The organism is Streptomyces sp. NPDC000345, from assembly GCF_042898825.1.
Classification (GTDB): Bacteria; Actinomycetota; Actinomycetes; order Streptomycetales; family Streptomycetaceae; genus Streptomyces.
Genome location: NZ_JBIAZE010000004.1, coordinates 484,423 through 505,484, shown reverse-complemented (window position 1 = coordinate 505,484; position 21,062 = coordinate 484,423). Strand labels below are relative to the sequence as shown.

Here is a 21,062-nt window from a genome sequence, read left to right as displayed (position 1 = left end):
CTGGCGGGCACCGCCCGACAGGCGCGGCCACCCACGGCCGACACCTCCGGCGGACACCACCCCATGTGCGCGGCCACCCACGCCCGGACCGGCGCCCACCGAGGAATTGACGGCCCACGGGAGAGCCCTACGCCCGACCCGAGGCCCGCCGAGGGCCGTGACCGGAGCGGCCGGCTCCCACACTCGGCTTCCCGACTCCGCTCCGGCCCATGGCCAGGCAGCCGAGCCGACGCCCGCGAGGCAGTCGGCCGCCGCGACCGACCGTTGGCGGGCACCGCCCGATGTGCGCGGCCACCGATGCCCGACATCTCCGGCGGGCATCGCCGATATGCGCGCCCCCCTCCGGACCGGCGGCCTCGTGTCGAGGCGGGACACGAGGTCGGCCGGAGGCCTGGGCGGCCGCCTGTCGGCCGCCCGCAGGCCCCCGTCCTGCCAGGGGGCCTGCGGATCCGGGCGACGGCGGCTCAGCGCTCCGCGCGTGGGCGGAACCGGCGGTAGAGGACCGCTCCGGCCAGCACCATGGCCGCGCTGCCCGCGACGGCGGGCAGCGTGGCATCGGCACCCGTGTGGGCGAGCGAGGACGAGTCCCGGTGGACCGCCGGGGCCTGGGGCGCCCTGGCGTGCGGAACGGTCTTCGGACCCGTGCCCGGGGCGTGGCGCTGGGGCTCGGGGGCCGACGGCTGGCGGGTCGGCGGCACCGGCGTGGGCTTGGCCGGGTGACCCGGCACGACCCGGTGCGGCGGCTTGTCGTCCGAGACGTTCACGGACTTGTTGCCGAACACCGGGTTCAGCGCTCCGGCGACGCCCACGCCGTTGCCGCTGGCGTTCACCGGCACGTGGACCGGCACCTGCACCTGGTTGCCGGAGACCACGCCGGGCGAGCCGACGGCCTCGCCCCGCGCCGCCGCTGCGGACGCCGGCCCGGCACTCGGCGCGGCGCCCTTGTTCACGCAGGTGTTGCCGAACACGGGGTTCAGCAGTCCCACGGCGCCCACGCTGTTGCCGCACAGGTTGACCGGGAGGTTCACCGGCAGCTGGACGTTGTTGCCGGAGACCACGCCGGGCGAGCCGGCCGCGGTCCCCGCGGCGGTGGAGTCGGCGAACGCCGGCATCGTCACGGCGGCCATCGCGCCGGAGGCGGCTGCTACAGCGATCACACCGTTTCGGGTGGCCCGTCTCATGGGGTCCCTGCCTTCCAGACATGTCGCGGGCACTCACCCGCACCAGGTAAAACGCGGGCGAACCGGCCGAGTTATGCCCAATCCGTCATTCACCCCTTTGGGCGCCTCGGATCGAACGTTCTCTCTCCCCCGCAGCGCCCCCGTACCCCCCGCACAACGGCCCGCGCAACGGCCCTCGCGGCGCCTCTCTCAGCGCCCCTCCTCGCACCGCCACCGGCGCACGCGGGGCGCATCAGGGGCGCTCGTCCGTCCGGAGGCGAGCCCTGCGGAGGCCGCCTATCGTGATCCGGGGCGCCGTGGGCCCGGTCCGCTGCGGGGCGTCCCTGGAGGCACTGATGCTGGCCATGCTGTCGACGCGGCCCGGACGGCGCCGCTGCGCGCTCGCCGCGGGCGCGGCACTGACCCTGCTGGGCGCGGCGCTGCCGAAGGCGGTCTCGGCCGGGGACGACCGGTCCGCCCTGTCCCGGTTCTACGACCAGAAGGTCTCCTGGACGGCGTGCGACGCGCTCGACGGCGCGCCCGACGACCTCCAGTGCGGCAAGGTGACCGTCCCGCTCGACTACGCCCGCCCCGAGGCGGGCACCCTCGACCTGGCGCTGGCCCGTTACCGGGCCACCGGCGACAAGCGGGGCTCGGTGCTGCTGAACTTCGGCGGCCCCGGTGGCGCGGGCGTTCCCGAGCTCGCCTACGGCGGCAAGGAGTTCATGGAACTGACGGACGGCTACGACGTGGTGTCCTTCGACCCCCGGGGGGTCGGCCGCTCCTCTCCGGTCAGCTGCGGGGACACGGAGGGCGAGGAGGGGCTCGGCGCCCTGGACGACGCCTCCGCGCTCGACGATCCGCGGGCGCTGATGACGAAACTGAAGGACGCGGCCGCCGCCTGCGAGAAGAACTCGGGGCCCGTCCTGCCGCACATCGGCACGGTCGACGCGGCACGGGACATGGACGTGATGCGCCAGGCGCTGGGCGACAAGAAGCTCAACTACCTCGGCTTCTCCTACGGCACCCGGCTGGGCGCGGTCTACGCGGCCCAGTTCCCCGGCAAGGTGGGCCGGCTGGTGCTCGACGGCGTCGACACGCTCACCGAGCCGCTCGCCGAGCAGGGCATCGCGGGCGCCCGGGGCCAGCAGGTGGCTCTGGAGGACTTCGTCGACTGGTGCGTGAAGGACATCGCCTGCCCGTTCGGCCAGGACGCGCGGACGGCCCGCGAGGAGGTGGTCCGTCTGGTCCGCTCGCTCGACGACGATCCGCTGCCGACGGACTTCGGCCGCGACTTCACCGGTCAGGACCTCGTGGCCGCGCTCGGCCAGGGGCTGTACAGCAAGGAGTTGTGGCCGTCGCTGGAGCGGGCGCTCGCCCAGCTCGTCGAGGACGGCGACGCCGGGGGGATCATGGCCTTCGCCCAGGGCGGCCTGGCCTTCCCGGTGCGGTCGCCGGGCGCTGCCGACCCCTCCCCCAGCCCGTTGGTCGACGTCGAGGACGTCCCCGTCGACAACCTCCCGGCCGCACTGATGGCGATCAACTGCGCCGACGACCCCGACCGCCCCACCGCCGAGCGGATCGCCGCGGACCTCGAGCGGCTGCGGGCCGACTACGACAAGGCGTCCCCGGTCTTCGGCCGGTACCGCCTCACCGAGGTGCTGCTCTGCTACGGCAGGCCCAGGGGCACCGGCTTCATCCGCGACGAGGTCAAGGACCTGGACACGCCGGAGATGCTCCTCGTCGGCACCCGGGGCGACCCGGCGACGCCGTACCGCTGGACCGTGGAGACGGCCGAGCGCCTGGGCGACTCGGCCGTGGTGCTCGACAACAAGGGCGAGGGCCACACCGGCTACGGGTCGTCCAAGTGCGTGCACCGCAAGGTCGACGACTTCCTGCTGTACGGCTCCCTGCCGTCCAGCGGCAGTTCCTGCGGGCCCGACCAGGACGGCGGCTGAGTGCGCCGGTACGCGCCCTGGCTGCTCGTCGCCCTCTGCGCGGCCGGGGCGCTGGTCGCGTCGTCCGCCGCGTCGGGGTGGTGGTGGTGCGCGGCGGTTCCGCTGCTCGCCCTGACCGCGCTGGGCGGGTGGGACGTGGTGCAACGCCGGCGGGCGCCGCTGCGCATCCATCCCCTGGTCGGCCGGCTGCGGTACCGGGTGCGGGAGCCGGCGGACCCGCTCGGCGGCGGGCGGGACGCGGACGAGTTCCTCGTGCCGTCGATGTGCCCGCTGCCGCCGCCCGAGGAGGAGCCGCGGGTGCGCGTGGGCGGACCGGAGTGCAGGCTGCCGTACGACATGGCGCTGATGAACGTGTCCGCGATGAGTTTCGGGGCGCTGTCCGCGCAGGCGGTGCTCGCCCTCGGCCGGGGTGCCGCGCTGGGCCGCTTCGCGCAGGACACCGGGGAGGGCGGGCTGTCGGACCACCATCTGCGCGGCGGCGGGGACCTGATCTGGGAGATCGGCTCGGGGTACTTCGGCTGCCGTACGTCCGACGGGGGTTTCGAGGCGCGGGAGTTCGCGGACAAGGCGGCGCTGCCCGAGGTGAAGTGCGTGTCGCTGAAGATCTCGCAGGGGGCCGGTCCGGGCGGCGGGGTGCTGCCGGGGGCCAAGGTGAGCGCGGAGATCGCGCGGGCACGGGGCGTGACCGAGGGTGAGACCGTGGTGTCGCCGCCCCGGCACAGGGTGTTCTCGACCCCGCGTGAACTGGTGCTGTTCCTGGCGCGGATGAGGGAGCTGGCCGGCGGCAAGCCGACGGGCCTCAAGCTGTGCGTGGGGTCGCGGCGGCAGTTCCTCGCGGTGTGCAAGGCGATGCTCGCGGAAGGCGTGACGCCCGACTTCGTCGTGGTGGACGGGTCGGAGGGCGGGACGGGCGCCGGGCCGCCGGGGTTCGCGGACCGTCTGGGGATGCCGCTCACCGAGGGGCTGATCACCGTGCACAACGCGCTCGTGGGCAGCGGCCTCAGGGACCGGGTCCGGATCGGGGCGAGCGGCGGGATCGCCACGGGCTCGGACATCGTCAGACGGCTCGCCCAGGGCGCCGACTACACCAACGCGGCCCGCGCGATGATGTCCGCGCTCGGCTGCGTCCGGGCCGGCCGCTGCCACACCAACACCTGCCCGGCCGGCGTCGCCACCCAGGACCCGTGGCGGGCACGGGCCCTGGACGTGGGCGACAAGGCGCGGCGGATCCACCGCTACCAGCGGGAGACGGTCCGCAGCGCCGTCCGGATCATGGCGGCGATGGGCGTACCGGGGCCGGGCGGTCTCGGCCCCGGGCATCTCCTGCGCCGTACGGACGCGAGGACGGTCCGCTCCTACGCCGAGCTGTACGAGTGGCTGGAGCCGGGCGCCCTGACCGCCGGGCCGCCGGTCTCCTGGGCGGCGGACTGGGCCGCGGCGGACCCGGACGGCTTCGGCTGACGCTCAGCTCACGAACGCCTCGATCGCGGCCGTCAGCTCGGCGGGCTTCTCCACGGGCAGCTCGTGACCGGCGTCCAGGATGCGGACCGTCGCGTCCGGGTACGCCTTCGCCATCCGCAGCATCTGCCGTACGGGCAGCTGGATGTCGTGGTAGCCGTGGATCATGAGGGTGGGGGCCTGGATCTCCCCCACCCGGTCCAGGACGTCGAAGGCCCGCATGGCGCCGTACAGCGTCATCACGACCTCGCGCGGGGTGTCGGCCGAGGCCTTGACGTAGGCGCGGATCTCGTCGCGCGGGTATCCCGGGGCGAAGGCGCGCTGGATGTTGGCGGCGACGAACAGCTTGTACGGGACGAGGGTGGAGGCGGCCATCAGCAGGCCCCGGCCCCGGCTGTACGTCATCCTGCCGATGGAGTTCACCAGGATCATGCGCTCCACGCGCTCGGGGTGGGAGAGGGCGACGGTCTGCGCGATCATCCCGCCCATCGAGTGGCCGACCAGCACGCACCGCTCGATCTTGAGGTGGTCGAGGAGGGCGATGAGGTCCTTCGCCAGCTCCGCCACGGTCCTGACGCCCGCGCCGGTGCTCTCGCCGTGCCCGCGCAGGTCGAACCGGACCACCCGCCGCGTGTCGGAGAAGTGGGCGATCTGGTGGTCCCAGCGGTGCCGGTTCGCCGTCCAGCCGTGCACGAACACCAGGGGCACCCCACCGCCGTCGCGCGGGCCCTCGTCGTCGTACGTCAGGGCTGCGCCGTCGACTTCGAGCTGCGGCATGGGTTCCTCCTGCGTATGTCCCGGTTACTGACGCGTACGGTAACCGGGAGCCGGGGCTGTCGTCACCGTCGTTCACCGGGGAAATCGAGGAGGGACCCGCGGACGTACCGCCGTACAGTCCGACACAACGGGCCACTTGACCTCTTTGCGCCTGTTACCCCGAATGCCCCGTCAGTGAATCAGTCCTATGGTGCTCATATGGAGCACGCACTCAGCCCCGCGACCCTCTCCGAACTGCGCCGTCCGCGCCCCTATCCCGCGGTGTCCGTGCTGACCCCGACGCACCGCCGGGATCCCCTGAACGCCCAGGACCGGGTCCGGCTGCGCAATGTCGTGGCCGAGGCGAAGAAACAGCTGGATTCCGACCCCGCGGTCACCCGTGAGCGGCGCTCCGACGTCGCCGAGCAGCTCGACCGGGCCCTGGCCGAGGTCGACCTGGCGCACGCCGAGGACGGTCTGGTGATCTTCGCCGCACCGGGCGAGCACCAGGTGTGGTCACTGGCCCGCCCGGTTCCGGAGCGGGTCGTGCTCTCGGACACCTTCCTCACCCGCAACCTGGTCTCCGCGCAGGCCGCCGAGCGGCCGTACTGGGTACTGTCGGTCTCCGCCGACCGGGCCACCCTGTGGAACGGCGGTCCGGACCGGGTCACCGAGGAACAGGTCGGCGGCTTCCCGCTGACCAGGCCGCAGGAGAACTTCGACGCCGAACGCCAGGAGCAGATCGGCGACATGCCGAGCACGTTCCGCGACGAGGGCACCCGCCATTTCCTGCGCGACGCCGACGCCGCGATGAACCGGCTGCTGCGCCAGGCCCCGCGGCCGCTGTACGTCACCGGTGAGCAGGCGGCGCTGTCCGCCCTCGACGACATCGGAACCGTCACCAGGGCCGCGGTGCACGTCCCGCACGGCGGGCTGTCGCACGGCACTCCGGACGCGGTCTGGCAGGCGGTACGGCCGATGGTCGCCGCCGAGGCGCGCAGAAGCGTGGACACCGTCAACCGGGCGCTCGAATCGGCCCTCGGCCGCAAGGAGTTCGCGGCCGGCGTCGACGAGGTGTGGCAGAGCGCCCGGGAGGGCCGGGTCCGGCTGCTGGCCGTCGAGGAGAACTACCGCGTGACCGTACGGGACGACGGCGACCATCTGATCCCGGCCGTGAGCGGCGACCTCGACGCCCGCGAGGACATCGTGGACGAGATCGTCGAGCAGTGCCTGGAGACGGGTGCCGACGTGCGCTTCGTGCCGGACGGCACCCTGAGCGACGCGGACGGCATCGCGGGCGTGCTGCGGTACTGAACGCCGTGGCGGGCGACCCGCCGCGGGTCGCCCGCCACGCCGACGCGCCACCGCCCGACCCGCCGTCACCCGGCCGCCCCCGCCCGACGCGTGCTTCCGCCCGGCGTACGCTACGGCGTGATCGTCGGCCGGGAGGGAGAGGGCACGTGGGAGACCTGCTGGGCGTGGCGGTGCTGGGAGCCGGGCACATGGGCTCCGACCACATACGGCGCCTCGACCGCGTGGTGAGCGGAGCCAGGGTGGCCGCCGTGGCCGACCCCGACGCGGTGCGCGCGAAGGACGCCGTCGCCGGGATCGAGGGAGTCTCGGTCCACACGGAGACGGAGGCCGCGCTGGACGCGCCCGGCGTCGAGGCGGTGCTGATCGCCTCGCCCGGCCCGGCACACGAGGAGGCACTGCGCTCGGCGCTCGCCCGGGGGCTTCCGGTGCTGTGCGAGAAGCCGATGGTGCCGGACGCGGCGGGGGCCCTGCGGGTCGTCGAGGCGGAGGCGCGGCTCGGCCGCCGCCTCACACAGGTCGGGTTCATGCGGCGCCACGACGCCGAGTACCGCCGGCTCAAGGCGCTGCTGGACGGCGGGCGGCTGGGGCGGCCGCTGATGCTGCACTGCGTGCACCGCAACGTCTCCTCGCCGCCGGACTTCACCAGCGCGATGCTGATCGACAGTTCGGTGTCCCACGAGATCGACGCGGCCCGCTGGCTGCTCGGCCAGGAACTCACCGCGGTCACCGTGCTGCGGCCGCGCCCTTCGCCCGGCGCCCCCCTGGGGCTGCTCGACCCGCAGTTCGTGCTGTTCGAGACCGACGGGGGCGCCCTGGTCGACGTGGAGGTCTTCGTCAACTGCGGCTTCGGCTACCAGGTGCGCTGCGAGGCCGTGTGCGAGGCGGGCAGCGCACGCATCGGCGACGACGACGGCATGCTCGTGACCGCGCGGGGCGGCGCCGCCGTCGAGGTGCCGCAGGACTACCTGGTCCGGTTCGAGGCGGCCTACGACCGCGAGGTGCAGACCTGGGTCGACGACGCCCGGCGGGGCCGGGTCACCGGCCCGACGGCCTGGGACGGTTACGTGGCCGCCGTCGTCGCCGAGGCCGGGGTCCGGGCCCTGCGGAGCGGCGAGCGCGTCGGAATCACCCTCGCGCCGCGCCCGGACCTGTACGGCGGGCACGGCGGCTGACGCGCGGGCACCCCCGGTGTCGCCGGGCCCCGCCGCCGCGCGGGGCTCTCAGACATTGCCGAGCAGGGCCTGCAGCCCCTCGTCGACCGCGGCCCCGACGTCCTCCCGTCCCGCCGGGACCACGGCGTAGCTGCGCAGCAGGAAGCGGTGCAGGGCGGGGGTGTCGAACTGGAGCAGGGCCATACCGAACGGCGAGTGCAGTTCCACCACCGTCCGGGCAAGGCCGCACGGCCAGATGTGCACGTCACCGGTGCCCGCCGGACCGCCGAGCCCCTCCTCCAGCAGCGCGCGGCCGAAGGTCCAGGTGGCGGCCTCGTCGGCGAGGGAGACCTCCGCCGGGAAGTCGAGGTGGACGGCGAACGGGTCGTCGGAGGCGTAGCGCAGCGTCGCGGGAACGGGCAGTTCCCTGTCCTCCCCGGTGATCAGGCGGGCGCGGACGGACTGTTCGAGGGTGATGTCCATGCTTGTAGGACTTCGGAGGGGCCGATCGCATTACGCAAAAGCGGGCGGGAATTGATGTGATCTGCATCACGGCACGGCGTAATGGAACATACGACCGTCGAACACCCGCCTGACGGTCACCCCGCAGGCCCCTCCAGTCCCCCAAGTCCCGTACTTCACCTACGACTTGATCCCCTGGGCGGCGTGCGACCAGCACCCGCGCGACCCCGCCGCAGGGACGCTGGCATATGCCGGAGACACCACCGAATCGTGTGTTGCCAAATCCCTTACACGCCGTCGCAGGCTGTGCAACAGTCGTAACGGCCCTTCCGTCCCCGTTCGTCGGACCGTCCCCGCATCGGAGTGCGCATGCCGTCCCATCTCTCTGCGGACCACCCCGCCGCCCAGCCGCCGGGGCGCGGCTCGGTCGACGCGCTGATCACGCAGACGCGACGGCTCAAGGGCGACGTGGACGCCGTACGAAGGGACGCGCAGGAGGGCGACACGACGGACCCGCAGGGCCGCTGGCAGCGGGCGTTGTGCGATCTGGCGCTCCATCAGCTCGAAGACCTCGACGCCCACCTGGCCCAGCTCCGGGACGGCCCGCCCGCGCCCGCCCCCCAGACCGCCGCGCCGGCCGCTCCCCCGCAGGGCTCGCTGCTCAGCCGGGTCGGCAGCGCGGAGTGGAACCTGCTGACGGACGACGCCGTCTGGTCCGAGGAGCTCTACGGCATCCTCGGCCGCGACCCCGCCGCTCCCCCGCTCACCCTCGACGAACTGCCGTCCCTCGTCCTCGACGAGGACCGGCCCAAGCTCACCGCGATGGTCACCGACTGCCTGGTGGACGCCCGGCCCATCGACGGCGAGTTCCGCGTCGTCCGGCCGGACGGCGAGCCGCGGACCGTGCACATGATGGGCGAGCCCGTGCTCGACGCCGACGGCGGCACCGCCTCGATGTGGGCCGTGCTGCGGGACGTCAGCGCACTGCGCCGGAGTCAGTGGGAGGTGCGCGAGAGCCGTGACTCGCTCCAGCACCACCGGAGCGGTGCGCGGACCGGACGCCGGCTCGCGGTCGAGCCGCAGGAGGCCGTGGTCCCGCCGGGGCGCGGTGCTCTGCGGCTCCCGCACGGCGGCGCCGGGTCCCTCGACCTCGCCGCCCACTGCCTGCCCGCCGCGACCAGCTCGCTGATCGGCGGCGCCTGGTACGACGCGCTCGCACTCCCCGACGGCCGGACGCTGCTGAGCGTCGGCGACCTCATCGGCCACGGCCCGGCCGTCGCCTCGGACACGGCGATGACCCTGGGCGCCCTGCGCGGCATGGGCATGGCGGGCACCGGACCCGCTCAACTCATGTCCTGGCTCGACCAGTTACTCCACGCCACCGCCCAGCCCGCGCTGGCCGGCGCCCTCTGCTGCCGCTACCGGCCCGACACCCGCACCCTGACCTGGGCGCAGGCCGGACACCCCGCCCCGCTGCTGTTCCGCGACGGGACGGGACGCCGGCTCGGCACACCCGACGGTGCGTTCCTGGGCGCGGGCTCGGGCGCCGAATACGGGCAGGCCGAGGAGACCCTCGAAGAGGGCGACCTGCTCCTGCTGCACACCGCCGGACTGACGCCCGAGGACAGGGCGCACCGGCTCCTCGACCTCGCCCCCCGCTTCCGCGAGGCGCGCAGCGCACAGGACTGCGTACGCACGCTCGTGGAGGAGCTCGGCGGGAGCGGGCGCGACGAGGACGCCTGCGTGCTCGTCGCCCGGGTCACCCCGTGATCGACGTGGCTCGGTTGTCCGTGTGGTTCAGTGTTCCTGCGGGATCGGTTGTCCGCGTGCTTCGGTCGACTGTCTGAAGACTGCCGACTCTCTCACGTCTGGGCGGTGTTGCCGCCCCGTCCTCCCCTCGGCTTCGGCAGCGCCAGCCTGATCTGCTCGCGCAGCTCGCTGATGCTCGGATAGTTCGCGTACTCCGCGGTGAGCCGGTACATCTCGCGCAGCCGGTCCCAGGTACGGCGGGAGGAGTTCGAGCCCATCGACATCAGGGCCAGGCGCGCGTAGCGGTCCGCCTGTTCGGGGTCGTCCGCGATGAAGCAGGCGGAGGCCATGGACAGATGGTCGAAGATCTTCGACCGCTCCCGTCCGTCGACCCGCAGCGCCAGCGCCTTCTCCGCGTAGTACTGGGCGTGCACGGCCGCCTGGGGCTCGAACTCGGCCAGCGTGCGGTAGGCCAGGGCCTGCATACCGTACAGATCCTCGTCCTTGAAGGTCTGCATCCAGGACGGCGGTTCCACATCGGCCTTGTCGGAGACGAAGAGGTCCTCCGCCTGACCGAGGGTGCGGCGCATGGCCTGGCCCTTGCCCATCGACGCCTGCGCCCAGGCCTCGATGGTGTGGAACATCGCCCGGGTACGGGGCAGCACATCGCTGCCGGACCCGGACTGGGCGAGCTTCATCAGGTCCATGGCCTCGTCCGGCCGGCCCAGATGAACCATCTGACGGGCCGCCCGGGACAGGGCCTCACCGGCCCGCGGCCGGTCACCGCCCTCTCTGGCGGCATGGGCGGCGATGACGAAGTACTTCTGGGCGGTGGGTTCGAGGCCGACGTCGTGCGACATCCAGCCGGCGAGGACGGCGAGGTTGGCGGCGACGCCCCACAGGCGCCGCTGGAGATGGCCGGGGTGATGGTAGGCGAGCATGCCGCCCACCTCGTTGAGCTGTCCCACGACGGCCTTGCGCTGCAGCCCGCCCCCACGGGCCGCGTCCCAGGCTCGGAACACCTCGACCGAGCGCTCCAGTTCCTCGATCTCCTCCGTCCCGATGGGGGCGGCCTCGTAGCGGTCGAACCCAGCGGGGTCGGCATGGTGGAGGAGGGGGTTGTCGAGGACGGGAGCGTCGGCGGAGAGGGTAGGGTCGGTGTGCAGCCAGTCGTACATGGCGCTGCTGAGTGCTGATCCCGCGGCGAGCGCGGCACCCGCGCCCACCAAGCCGCGTCGGTTGAGCATGAGGTCCATTCCCGTGAATTCGGTGAGGACCGCGGCAGTCCGTTCGGGCGCCCACGGCACGCCGTCGGGATGCTCCACGCTCCCGCCGCCCGGCCGTCTCCCCGTACGCCCGTGCCGGACCAGACCGAGGTCCTCAATGGTCACGACACGGCCGAGACGCTCGGTGAACAGGGCCGCCAGCACCCGCGGCACCGGATCGCGCGGGATCTCTCCCATGTCGATCCACCGCCGCACCCGGGAGGTGTCGGTCGACAGCTGGGGGTGGCCCATGGCCGCCGCCTGCCGGTTGACCAGCCTCGCGAGTTCCCCCTTGGACCAGCCGGCCAGGCCGAACAGGTCCGCCAGGCGGGTGTTGGGTTGTCCGCTCACGTAAGCCCCCAGGTTCTCGGCTGAGTTGACAGTAGCCCGGTGAAAGTTGCCGGGCGACTATTCGCCAGGGTTCGCCAGGGTGCGCCAGATGGTGTGCCACTGGGCCATGGGTGTCAGGTAGGAACGCGCCACCCCGACCCGTCCGCCGAGGGACATTCCCCAGGGTGCACCCGGGCGGACGGGCGGGGCAGCGCTTTGACTCGAAGGCACACGAAGGGATCTGTTCCGCCCATGTACGCAGCATCGTCCTCCGTGTCCGCCCCGCCCCGGTCGCTGCACTCCCGCCCGGGCGGCGGCGGCCCCTACCTCGCCCCCGCGCGAACGGCGGCCCCCGCACTGGCCGGCGTCCGCCGTCCCGCCGGGCTCGGCACGCAACCGCTCAGCGGGAGACTCGACCTGTCCGGCCCCCAGGGCACGCAGCTGCGCGCGGCGATCGCGTCGGTGCACCGGATCTGCCCGGAGTTCGCCCCGGTGCAGGTGCTGCGCCGCAGCGGACGCTCGGTGCTCCTGGTCGGCACGACCGGGCGCAGCACCGCGGTGGCGAAGTGTTTACTGGACCACTCGCCCGTGTGGGCCGAGCGGATCCGGCACGAAATAGCGGCGTACCGCACGTTCGTCCGGCAGCGCCCTCCGGTGCGGGTGCCGAGACTGATCGCGGCGGACCCGGACAACTGCACCCTGGTGATCGAGCGGATGCCGGGGCGGGTGGCGGCCCTGCAGCGGCACCCGGCGGAGGCCCCGCCGCGGGCGGACATCAGGGCGGCGCTCGGTGCGATCGTCCGGCTGAACGCCTGGCGGCCGCCCGCGGGCACCTTCGACGCACCGCTGGACTACGCCGCCCGCATCGCCCGCTACCACGAGCTCGGGCTGCTCACCGACCGGGACATGGGCGACCTGCAGAAACTGCTGCACGGCATCGCGGCCGGCGCGGGCCGGCAGGGCATGGGCCAGTTCTGCCACGGCGACGCCCTCCTGTCGAACATCCTTCTGTCACCGGCCGGTCCAGTGCTGGTGGACTGGGAGCACGCGGGGTGGTACCTGCCGGGATACGACCTGGCGACACTGTGGTCGGTCCTCGGTGACGCCCCGGTGGCGCGCCGCCAGATCAGCCAGATCGCCCAGTCGGCGGGACCGGCGTCCCGGGACGCCTTCCTGGTGAACCTGATGCTGGTGCTGACCCGGGAGATCCGCACGTACGAGACGGCCGTGCAGCGTTCGATGCACGACTCGGCCCCGACGGCCCCGGGGGCGGCCCACCCGGGTGCCGCGCCGTCCGGCGAGGAACAGCGGCTGCTGCTGCGGCGGCTGCACGACGACTGCCAGCTGGCCCGCCGGGCCGTGCGCGCGGCGGTCGGCACTCGCTGAGGGGACGAAGGTCCGCGGCGCGCCGGAACGGCGGCGTGCCGCGGACCTTCGTGCGTCCTGGGACGCGCCGAAACCCCACCTGCCGAAGCAAATGTCCTTTATGTGCGCATCATTGACGGGTTATCGGCGCATCGAGGAGGCCGCATTGCCAGGACCCGTCACTCACCCAGGCTTGTACGTCCACACCCGCAGAGCCGCCGGCGCCGTCGCCTCGGCGGCTCTGCTGCTGCCGTTGTTCGGCGCGGCGCCCTCGGCCGCCGAGGCGCGGGCGGGCGGTCTCCAGCAGGCGTTCGCCACGGCGGCCGCCACGTACCACGTGCCGCAGAGCGTGCTGCTGGGCGTCTCCTACCTCCAGTCCCGCTGGGACGCGCACGGCGGGGCACCCAGTGTGACCGGCGGCTACGGCCCGATGCACCTCACGGACGCCCGCACCGCCCTGGCCACGGCGCCCCACCACAGCGAGGGCGCGGAGGACGCCCGCGGCGACCTCGCCCGCCCGGCCCGCCGCCCGGGGACGCGGCCGCCGTCCGGCGAGGAGATCCCGGCCCGGCTGAGGACGCTCCCCCGGGCCGCGAAGCTGACCGGCCTCAGCACCCGGAAGCTGCGCACCGACCCCGCCGCCAACGTGGCGGGCGGCGCCGCCCTGCTCGCCGCCGCCCAGGAGTACCTGGGCGAGCCGCTCAGCGCGGACCCGGCGGACTGGTACGGCGCGGTGGCACGGTTCTCGGGCGCGGACGACAGCGCGACCGCCGCCACCTACGCCGACGACGTGTACGAGGTGCTGCGCACCGGGCAGCGGCGGGTCACGGACACCGGCGAGCTGGTCGCGCTGTCCGCGCAGCCGAAGCTGGCGCCGCGGACCGCCCAGTTGGACCGGGCCGGTCTGCGCCACGCGTCCGCCGAGGGCACCGAGTGTCCCGCGTCGGTGTCCTGCGAGCGGATCCCGGCTCCGTACGAGGCGTTCGGCAACGGCGACTACGGCAACCACGACGAGGCCGACCGGCCCACGTCCTCGCCGCTGCGGTACGTCGTCGTCCATGACACCGAGGGCGGCTGGGAGGGGGTCATCAACCTGGTCCAGGATCCCACCTATGTGTCCTGGCACTACTCGCTGCGCTCCACCGACGGGCACATCGCGCAGCACGTGCGGGTGAAGGACGTGGCCTGGCACTCGGGCAACTGGTACGTGAACACCCACTCCATCGGTCTGGAGCACGAGGGCTTCCTCGCCCAGCCGGACTCCTGGTACACGGAGGCGATGTACAAGTCGTCCGCGCGCCTGGTGGCGTTCCTGGCGGCGAGATACGGCATCCCGCTGGACCGGCAGCACATCCTGGGCCACGACACCGTGCCCGGCCCGACCACGGCGACCGTCCCCGGCATGCACACCGACCCGGGCCCGTACTGGGACTGGCGGCACTACTTCGAACTGCTGGGCCGGCCTCTCACGGCCACCGGGCGCGCGGGCGGCGGCGTCGTGACGATCCGGCCGGACTACGCGGCGAACCGGCCGGTGTACAAGGACTGTGTCAAGGGCATGACCTGCGCGGCCCACGGTTCCAGCGCGGTGCGGCTGTACTCCGACCACGACGAGAAGTCGGCCCTGATCAAGGACGTCGGCCGGGGCACCGGCCCGACCACCGGCGTCAACGACATCTCCTCGCGGGTCTCCACCGGCCAGCAGTACGCCGTCGCCGACACCTGGGGCGACTGGACGGCGATCTGGTATCTCGGGAAGAAGGCCTGGTTCAGGAACCCCCAGGACAGGCCCACGGCGGTGCCCTCGACGGGGGTCCTGATCACCCCGAGGGCGGGCAGGGAGAGCGTCCCGGTGTACGGGAGGGCCTACCCGGAGACGTCCGCGTACCCGGCGGGGGTCCCGGCCCAGCCGGTCTCCCCGCTGCCGTACACCCTGCCGAAGGGCCAGAAGTACGTGGCCGGCGACCGGGTGCCGGGCGAGTACTTCTACGCGGTCGGCTTCGACACCGGCGCGCACCGGACCGTCCGGGGCAAGGATCTGTACTACGAGATCCAGTACGGCCACCGGGTGGCGTTCGTGCGGGCCGCGGACGTGACGGTCGTTCCGGCGTCCTGACCCCTCAGCCCTGCTGGAACAGCTCCGCCGGGAGCGGCTTCAGCAGGGCGTACAGGTCGTCGGTGATGGGGCGGTCCCAGGCGGCGATGGTCACCAGGACGTTGTCGCTGCGGTCGAACTGGACGCAGGAGATCCGGCTTTCGGAGAGCTTCAGCCGGCGCACGATGAGCAGGTTGTCGCCCTGCATCACCGGCATGTCCTCGGTGCCGACGACGGTCACCTCCTCGTCGTTCTCCAGCGCGAGCAGCAGCTGGGCCACCTCGAAGGGGACCTCCCCCTCGGCGACCTCGCGGGCCGGGGAACCCTCGGGAAGGTTCCCGATGATCATCGCGGGGCCGCGGCCGCCGAACAGGTCGTAGCGCAGGAAGACGCCCTGGCAGCTGCCGTCGGGGGCGGGCAGCAGCCCGGCGCCCAGATTGCCGGGCCAGTCGCCCGGATCCATGGCCAGGACGTCGAAGTCGGGGCCGGCGGGGGTGGCGCTGCGGCGGCGGAGGAACGACATGCGGCCATGGTACGGGGTACCGTCCGGCGGCGACGCCGAGGGAAGCCCCGGCTCGCCGCCCGGGCCCGAGCAGCACATCCCCCGACCCCGGCCCCTGCCACCGGCCGGGCCCACCCGGTCGCCCGTGGCCTTGTCGACTCGGTGCGACGGGGGCTGCTGGGCGTGGCGGGTGTGCCGGTGGGACGAGAGGTCCGCAGGGGGCGTTGTCCCCGCAGGGGTGCCCCGCGGAGGCGGGAGTCCGCGAAGACAGCAGACCCGCGAGGGCAAGAGCCCCGCAGAGACGGGCAACCCGCGAGAGCGGGCTCCGGCCGGCACGGGCAACCCAAAGGCGACAGCCCCACGGAGACCGGCGAGCCGCGGAGGCGAGAACCCCGCACAGACGGGCAGCCCGCGAGGGCAAGAGCCCAACAGAGACAGACGGCCCGAGGGACCAGGGCCCCGCAGAGGGCAAGTAACCCACGAGGACGAGAGCCCCACAGAGACGGGCAACCCACGAGGACGGGGTTCGGCTGGGACGGGCTCCGGCCGAGGCGAGCGGCCCATGGGAGGAGAGCCCCGTAGAGGCGGCCGGCCCGCGAGGGCGAAGGGCCCTGCGGAGGCAGGCGGCCCGCGAGGGCGAAGGGTCCGCCGAGGCAGGCAACCCGCGAGGGCAGGGTACGGCCGGGACGGGCTCCGGCCGAGGCGAGCGGCCCGAGGGACGAGAACCCCTCGGAGACAAGCGACCCGAAGGGCGAAAGCCCCGACGAGACGGGCGGCCCGCACGGGCGGGCTCCGGCCGGGACCGGCTCAGCCAAGGTCGGCTCCAGCCAAGGTCGGCTCCGGCCTGGGTAGAGGGGGCGGCCCTGGCTGAGGGGGGTGATCGGGGGTCGGCGGTGGTGGTGGTCACTCCTCGGCCGGGGGTGGGGGGACCACCGCGACCGGGCTCGCCGCGTGCAGCAGGACGGCATGGGTGACGGAGCCCAGCATGCGGGCGGGGACCAGCAGCCGGCGGCGGTGGCGGCCCACGACGAGGAGGTCGGCGTCCTTGGAGGCGGCGACGAGGAGTGCGGCCGCGTCGCCGGGAAGGGGAAGGAGTTCGGCGGCCACCCCGGGGTGCCGGGCGCGGTGCGGGGCGAGGAAGCCGTCGGCGAGGGTGCGGGTCTCGTGCTCGATGGCACGCTGGTCGTAGACCGGCGCGGCCAGGTCACCCGGCGAGACCCAGGTCTGGATCGGCCACGGATAGGCGGCGATCACCTGGAGGCGGGCGCCGCGCAGGGCCGCCTCGGTGAAGGCGAGGTCGAGGGTGGCGTCGTCCGGGCCGTCGACCTTCAGACCCACGACCACGCGGGGCCCCGGCCCGGCCGGGAACGTGTCGTCGACCTCCCGGCCGGGCCGGGGCACCACCACGACCGGGCACTCCGCGTCCCGGGCCGCGGTCAGCCCGTTGGAGCCGAGCAGCAGGCTCGCGAAGCCGCCCCGGCCGCGTGAGCCGAGCACCAGCAGCTGGGCCTCGGCGCCCAGTTCGGGCAGGAGGGCACCGGGGGCGCCGTCCAGGGCGAGGTACTCCGTGTCGGGCAGGTCCTCGGTGTCCGCCAGCCGGGCGCGGACGTCGGCGAGGACCGGATCGTCCTTCGGCGGCGGGGGGACGACGACGGGCGCGCCGGGCTGTGTCCAGGCGGAGTGGTGGCGTACGTGGGCCACACGCAGCGGCGCCCCGCGCCGGCGGGCTGCGTCGACGGCCCAGTCCAGGGCGCGCCCGCTGTCGTCGGAACCGTCGACCGCCGCGACGACCGGCAGGGTGCTCATGGTCCTCACCTCCGGAATGCGACCTACCTCCTGCTGGAGCCCAGCCTTGCCCAGGCGGAGCCCCAGGAGGGCCTACGGCATCGCGTGTCCGGAAAAACGGGCGGAACACCCCCGGTTCGGCCCGCCGCGGCGGGCCGTGTCTGACCTAGGTGAGGTCGAACTCCCCCTCTCGCGCCCCCGACACGAACGCGCCCCACTCCGCGGGCGTGAAGATCAGGGAGGGGCTCTCGGGGCGCTCGCTGTTGCGCATCGCGATGAATCCCTCGACGAAGGCGATCTGGACATCCCCCAGACCCCGGCTGCTCGACTGCCACTCGGCGTTGCTGAGGTCCAGCTCCGGCTTCTCCCAGCCCTTGGGCGGCTGCTGCTGGATGGTGCTCTCGGCCACGTCCGTGCTCCTCCCGGTTCGTCGTCCGCGGGCCAGCCTAGCCATCGGTACCGGGTGCCGACAGAGCACGTGAGGGGTACCTTTCAGGACTCGGGTGGCCGCGCTCCCACGAGCCACATGGAGAAGAACTGCGAGCCGCCGCCGTAGGCGTGTCCGAGGACCTTCCGGGCGCGTTCCACCTGGTGTTCCCCGGCCTGGCCGCGCACCTGGAGGGCGGCCTCGGCGAAGCGGATCATGCCGGAGGCGCCGATCGGGTTGGTGGACAGGACGCCGCCCGACATGTTGACGGGCAGGTCGCCGTCGAGTTCGGTCACCCCGGACTCGGTGAGCTTCCAGCCCTCGCCCTCGGCGGCGAAGCCGAGGTTCTCCAGCCACATGGGCTCGTACCAGGAGAACGGCACGTACATCTCGACGGCGTCGATGTCCCGGCGCGGGTCGCCGACGCCGGCCTGGCGGTAGACGTCGGCCGCGCAGTCCTTGCCGGCCTGCGGGGAGACGGCGTCCTTGCCGGCGAAGAGGGTCGGTTCGCTGCGCATCGCGCCGCCGAGCATCCAGGCCGGCGGGCGGGGCGAGCGGGCCGCGCCGGCCCGGTCGGTGAGGACCATCGCGCACGCGCCGTCGGAGGAGGGGCAGGTCTCCGAGTAGCGGATCGGGTCCCACAGCATGGGCGAGGCCTGGACCTTCTCCAGGGTGAGGTCGTGCTCGTGCAGATGGGCGTACGGGTTCTTCAGCGCGTTGCGCCGGTCCTTGTACGCCACCAGCGAGCCGATGGTGTCGGGCGCGCCGCTGCGCCGCATGTACGCGCGCACGTGCGGGGCGAAGAAGCCGCCCGCCCCGGCCAGCAGGGGCTGCTGGAAGGGGATCGGCAGGGACAGTCCCCACATGGCGTTGGACTCGGACTGCTTCTCGAAGGCCAGCGTCAGCACGGTGCCGTGCACCCGGGCCGCGACCAGGCCCGCGGCGACGAGCGCGGTGGAGCCGCCCACGGATCCCGCCGTGTGCACCCGCAGCATCGGCTTGCCGACCGCGCCGAGCGCGTCGGCGAGGTACAGCTCGGGCATCATCACGCCCTCGAAGAAGTCGGGCGCCTTGCCGATGACCACGGCGTCGATGTCGGCCCACGTCAGCTCGGCGTCCTCAAGCGCGCGGAGCGCGGCCTCGCGGACGAGCCCCGCGATCGAGACGTCCCGGCGTGCCGCCACGTGCTTGGTCTGGCCGATTCCGACGACGGCCACGGGTTCCTTGCTCATCGCGGATCCCCTTCGAGTACGGCGACGAGGTTCTGTTGCAGACACGGCCCGGACGTGGCGTGGGCGAGCGCCCGGTCGGACTCGCCGCGGTGGACACGGGCGGCGGCCTCGCCGATGCGGACGAGCCCGGCCGCCATGATCGGGTTGGCGGCGAGGGCGCCCCCGGAGGGGTTGACGCGGACGTCGTCGCCGAGCTTCAGCGCCTTGCGCAGGACGACCTCCTGCGAGGTGAACGGCGCGTGCAGCTCGGCGGTGTCGACGGGCCGTTCGAAGGCGCCGGCCTTCTCGGCGGCCAGCCGGGTGGAGGGCGAGTCGGTGAGGTCGCGCACGCCGAGGGCGTGGGCCTCGATGCGGTGGTCGATGCCCCGGATCCAGGCGGGGCGCTCGCACAGCTCGCGGGCCCGCTTCCCCGCCGCGAGGATCACGGCGGCGGCGCCGTCGCCGATCGGCGGGCAGTCGCCGGTGCGCAGGGGGCGTACGAGGTAGTCGCCGTGCGGCAGTGGACCCCGCAGCTGCGCGTGCGGGTTGCCGGCCCCGTCGGCCCGGCTGCGGGCGGCGATCCCGGCGAGCGCGGGCTCGTCGGTGTCGCCCGCGTCGATCAGCGCCTGTGCCTGGAGGGCGGCGAGGGCGACGGAGTCGGGCCACAGGGGGGCGAGGTAGTAGGGGTCGAGCTGCCGGGTGAGCACGTCCCGCACGGACCCGGGCGAGGACTTGCCGTACGCGTACACCAGCGCGGTGTCGGCGTCCCCGGTCAGCAGTTTCGTCCACGCCTCGTACAGCGCCCAGGCGCCGTCCATCTCGACGTGGGACTCGGAGATGGGCGGCCAGGCGCCGACGCCGTCGAGGGCGAGGGTGAAGGAGAAGGCGCGGCCGGCCAGGTAGTCGCTGGAGCCGGAGCAGGTGAAGCCGATGTCGGCGGTCTTCAGGCCGGTCCGCTCCAGCACGTCGTGCAGGACCGGCATGAGCATCTCCACCTCGGACTGTTCCTCGGTGGTGCGCTGGGTGTCGGTCTGCGCGAAGGCGACGACGGCGATCTCCCGGGTCACAGCAGCTCCTTGTACGTCTCGTAGTCGGCGTCGGGCTCTCCCGTCGGCCGGTAGTGGTCCGGGTAGCGGCCGCCTTCCGTCCACACCGGTTCGACCCGCAGGCCCATCCGCACCTGGTCGTACGGGATGCCGCCGATCCGGCCGTGCAGCGCGAGGCCGGCCCCGTCGAGGGCGATGTGGGCGTAGACGTAGGGGACTTCGATGTCCAGGTTCTTCGCCTTGATGTTGACGATGCAGAAGGTGGTGACCGTGCCGGCCGGTCCGACCTCGACCTGCTCGTCCGTGGCCACTCCGCAGGTGGGGCAGGCGCCGCGGGGCGGGACGTACACCTTGCGGCAGGACGGGCAGCGTTCGCCGACGGTGCGGCGCGCGGAGAGCGCGGTGATGTAGGCGGACTGGGCGCGGCCGGGCGAGTAGGTGTAGTCGAGGCGGGCGTGGGCGACGATCCCGGCGACGGCGTCCTCGAACTCCCCCGGGTGTCCGGCGGGCCGGACCGCTTCCCCGTCGTACGGCTCGAAGCAGGCGATGTCGGTGATGGCGCCCGTGCGGTCCCCGGCCCAGCGGATCCGGACCCGCATACCGGTGCGCACGGCCTCGGGGCCGGGGGCGTCGAGGGCGTGCAGGATCGCGGTGTCGGCGCCGTCGAGACGGACCAGGACCCAGGCGAAGGGCGTGGCCAGGGGCTGGCCGCGGCGGGGCTCGTGGTTCCAGGCCCAGGTGGTGACGGTGCCGGTGGGGGCGACCTCGACGAGGTCGCGCAACTCCTCGGCGGTGACCGGGTCGTACTCGACCGGGGGGACCAGGGTGCGGCCGTCGGCGGTCGTCACGCCGAGGACGACCCGCTCGCGCAGCCCGGTCAGGAAGGCGCTCTGGACGGGGCCGAGGGAGCGGGTGAAGGGGAACTCGACGACGAGGGGGGCTTTGAGGACTTCGGGCATCGGGTGCTTGCCTCCTTGGGGGACGGCGGGGGCGGTGCCTGAGCGGGGTCGGTGAGTGGGCCGCCCCGG

Annotated in this window: 17 protein-coding genes; 7 read left to right on the top strand and 10 right to left on the bottom strand. The window is 73.6% G+C overall.

Translation table 11 applies throughout. The features are described 5' to 3' along the window. Positions 1-464: 464 nt before the first annotated feature. Positions 465-1,157 (bottom strand): chaplin family protein, encoded by a 693-nt coding sequence (locus ACFY30_RS12550; protein ID WP_390845167.1) that lies wholly within the window; start codon positions 1,155-1,157, stop codon positions 465-467. A 359-nt stretch (positions 1,158-1,516) separates the two neighbouring features. On the opposite strand from ACFY30_RS12550, the gene ACFY30_RS12545 reads away from it, so the two are divergent. Then, positions 1,517-3,118 (top strand): alpha/beta hydrolase, encoded by a 1,602-nt coding sequence (locus ACFY30_RS12545; RefSeq protein WP_390845282.1) that lies wholly within the window; start codon positions 1,517-1,519, stop codon positions 3,116-3,118. Next, positions 3,119-4,579, top strand: coding sequence for a glutamate synthase-related protein (locus ACFY30_RS12540; protein WP_390845166.1), 1,461 nt, complete (start codon positions 3,119-3,121; stop codon positions 4,577-4,579). Between the two features lie 3 nt (positions 4,580-4,582). On the opposite strand, the gene ACFY30_RS12535 is transcribed toward ACFY30_RS12540, so the two are convergent. Next, positions 4,583-5,353 (bottom strand): alpha/beta fold hydrolase, encoded by a 771-nt coding sequence (locus tag ACFY30_RS12535; protein ID WP_390845165.1) that lies wholly within the window; start codon positions 5,351-5,353, stop codon positions 4,583-4,585. Between the two features lie 198 nt (positions 5,354-5,551). On the opposite strand from ACFY30_RS12535, the gene ACFY30_RS12530 reads away from it, so the two are divergent. Both ACFY30_RS12530 and ACFY30_RS12525 read left to right on the top strand, forming a co-directional pair. Beyond that, positions 5,552-6,646, top strand: a complete 1,095-nt coding sequence (locus ACFY30_RS12530; RefSeq protein WP_390845164.1) for a chemotaxis protein — start codon at positions 5,552-5,554, stop codon at positions 6,644-6,646. 146 nt (positions 6,647-6,792) lie between these two features. Then, positions 6,793-7,818, top strand: coding sequence for a Gfo/Idh/MocA family protein (locus ACFY30_RS12525; protein WP_390845163.1), 1,026 nt, complete (start codon positions 6,793-6,795; stop codon positions 7,816-7,818). Positions 7,819-7,866: 48 nt separating this feature from the next. On the opposite strand, the gene ACFY30_RS12520 is transcribed toward ACFY30_RS12525, so the two are convergent. Continuing rightward, positions 7,867-8,280 (bottom strand): SsgA family sporulation/cell division regulator, encoded by a 414-nt coding sequence (locus tag ACFY30_RS12520; RefSeq protein WP_390845162.1) that lies wholly within the window; start codon positions 8,278-8,280, stop codon positions 7,867-7,869. A 348-nt stretch (positions 8,281-8,628) separates the two neighbouring features. Here ACFY30_RS12520 and ACFY30_RS12515 point away from each other — a divergent pair, with 348 nt between their 5' ends. Further along, positions 8,629-10,029: a PP2C family protein-serine/threonine phosphatase gene (locus tag ACFY30_RS12515; RefSeq protein WP_390845161.1), complete on the top strand. Its 1,401-nt coding sequence runs from the start codon at positions 8,629-8,631 to the stop codon at positions 10,027-10,029. A gap of 92 nt (positions 10,030-10,121) precedes the next feature. Here the strand turns inward: ACFY30_RS12515 and ACFY30_RS12510 are convergent, their stop codons facing one another. After that, complete coding sequence (locus ACFY30_RS12510) at positions 10,122-11,624, bottom strand: hypothetical protein (protein ID WP_390845160.1); 1,503 nt, start codon at positions 11,622-11,624, stop codon at positions 10,122-10,124. 231 nt (positions 11,625-11,855) lie between these two features. On the opposite strand from ACFY30_RS12510, the gene ACFY30_RS12505 reads away from it, so the two are divergent. Both ACFY30_RS12505 and ACFY30_RS12500 read left to right on the top strand, forming a co-directional pair. Continuing rightward, a complete protein-coding gene (locus ACFY30_RS12505; RefSeq protein WP_390845159.1) occupies positions 11,856-12,989 on the top strand; it encodes an aminoglycoside phosphotransferase family protein in 1,134 nt (377 codons plus the stop codon). Positions 12,990-13,089: 100 nt separating this feature from the next. Further along, a complete protein-coding gene (locus tag ACFY30_RS12500; RefSeq protein ID WP_390845158.1) occupies positions 13,090-15,084 on the top strand; it encodes an N-acetylmuramoyl-L-alanine amidase in 1,995 nt (664 codons plus the stop codon). Positions 15,085-15,088: 4 nt separating this feature from the next. Here the strand turns inward: ACFY30_RS12500 and ACFY30_RS12495 are convergent, their stop codons facing one another. From ACFY30_RS12495 to ACFY30_RS12470, 6 genes are all read right to left on the bottom strand, one after another. Beyond that, entirely contained in the window at positions 15,089-15,586 is a 498-nt protein-coding gene (locus tag ACFY30_RS12495; protein ID WP_390648267.1) for a hypothetical protein, read from the bottom strand. A gap of 882 nt (positions 15,587-16,468) precedes the next feature. Continuing rightward, positions 16,469-17,371 (bottom strand): universal stress protein, encoded by a 903-nt coding sequence (locus tag ACFY30_RS12490; protein ID WP_390845157.1) that lies wholly within the window; start codon positions 17,369-17,371, stop codon positions 16,469-16,471. Positions 17,372-17,516: 145 nt separating this feature from the next. Continuing rightward, positions 17,517-17,759 carry a DUF397 domain-containing protein gene (locus tag ACFY30_RS12485; RefSeq protein WP_390657759.1) on the bottom strand — a complete coding sequence of 81 codons (243 nt, stop codon included), beginning with the start codon at positions 17,757-17,759 and terminating at the stop codon, positions 17,517-17,519. Positions 17,760-17,842: 83 nt separating this feature from the next. Further along, complete coding sequence (locus tag ACFY30_RS12480; protein ID WP_390845156.1) at positions 17,843-19,009, bottom strand: thiolase domain-containing protein; 1,167 nt, start codon at positions 19,007-19,009, stop codon at positions 17,843-17,845. After that, positions 19,006-20,055, bottom strand: coding sequence for a thiolase domain-containing protein (locus ACFY30_RS12475; RefSeq protein ID WP_390845155.1), 1,050 nt, complete (start codon positions 20,053-20,055; stop codon positions 19,006-19,008). Before ACFY30_RS12475 ends, ACFY30_RS12480 begins: the two co-directional genes overlap by 4 nt. Beyond that, a complete protein-coding gene (locus tag ACFY30_RS12470) occupies positions 20,052-20,993 on the bottom strand; it encodes a Zn-ribbon domain-containing OB-fold protein (protein ID WP_390845154.1) in 942 nt (313 codons plus the stop codon). Before ACFY30_RS12470 ends, ACFY30_RS12475 begins: the two co-directional genes overlap by 4 nt. Between the last annotated feature and the right edge of the window lie 69 nt (positions 20,994-21,062).

What these genes read in the sequence shown, in the direction of transcription:
- ACFY30_RS12545 (WP_390845282.1), top strand. Translation starts at nt 1,517, where the DNA reads ATGCTGGCCATGCTGTCGACGCGGCCCGGACGGCGCCGCTGCGCGCTC.
- ACFY30_RS12535 (WP_390845165.1), bottom strand. Translation starts at nt 5,353, where the DNA reads ATGCCGCAGCTCGAAGTCGACGGCGCAGCCCTGACGTACGACGACGAG.
- ACFY30_RS12530 (WP_390845164.1), top strand. Translation starts at nt 5,552, where the DNA reads ATGGAGCACGCACTCAGCCCCGCGACCCTCTCCGAACTGCGCCGTCCG.
- ACFY30_RS12520 (WP_390845162.1), bottom strand. Translation starts at nt 8,280, where the DNA reads ATGGACATCACCCTCGAACAGTCCGTCCGCGCCCGCCTGATCACCGGG.
- ACFY30_RS12515 (WP_390845161.1), top strand. Translation starts at nt 8,629, where the DNA reads ATGCCGTCCCATCTCTCTGCGGACCACCCCGCCGCCCAGCCGCCGGGG.
- ACFY30_RS12505 (WP_390845159.1), top strand. Translation starts at nt 11,856, where the DNA reads ATGTACGCAGCATCGTCCTCCGTGTCCGCCCCGCCCCGGTCGCTGCAC.
- ACFY30_RS12500 (WP_390845158.1), top strand. Translation starts at nt 13,090, where the DNA reads ATGTGCGCATCATTGACGGGTTATCGGCGCATCGAGGAGGCCGCATTG.
- ACFY30_RS12495 (WP_390648267.1), bottom strand. Translation starts at nt 15,586, where the DNA reads ATGTCGTTCCTCCGCCGCCGCAGCGCCACCCCCGCCGGCCCCGACTTC.
- ACFY30_RS12490 (WP_390845157.1), bottom strand. Translation starts at nt 17,371, where the DNA reads ATGAGCACCCTGCCGGTCGTCGCGGCGGTCGACGGTTCCGACGACAGC.
- ACFY30_RS12480 (WP_390845156.1), bottom strand. Translation starts at nt 19,009, where the DNA reads ATGAGCAAGGAACCCGTGGCCGTCGTCGGAATCGGCCAGACCAAGCAC.
- ACFY30_RS12470 (WP_390845154.1), bottom strand. Translation starts at nt 20,993, where the DNA reads ATGCCCGAAGTCCTCAAAGCCCCCCTCGTCGTCGAGTTCCCCTTCACC.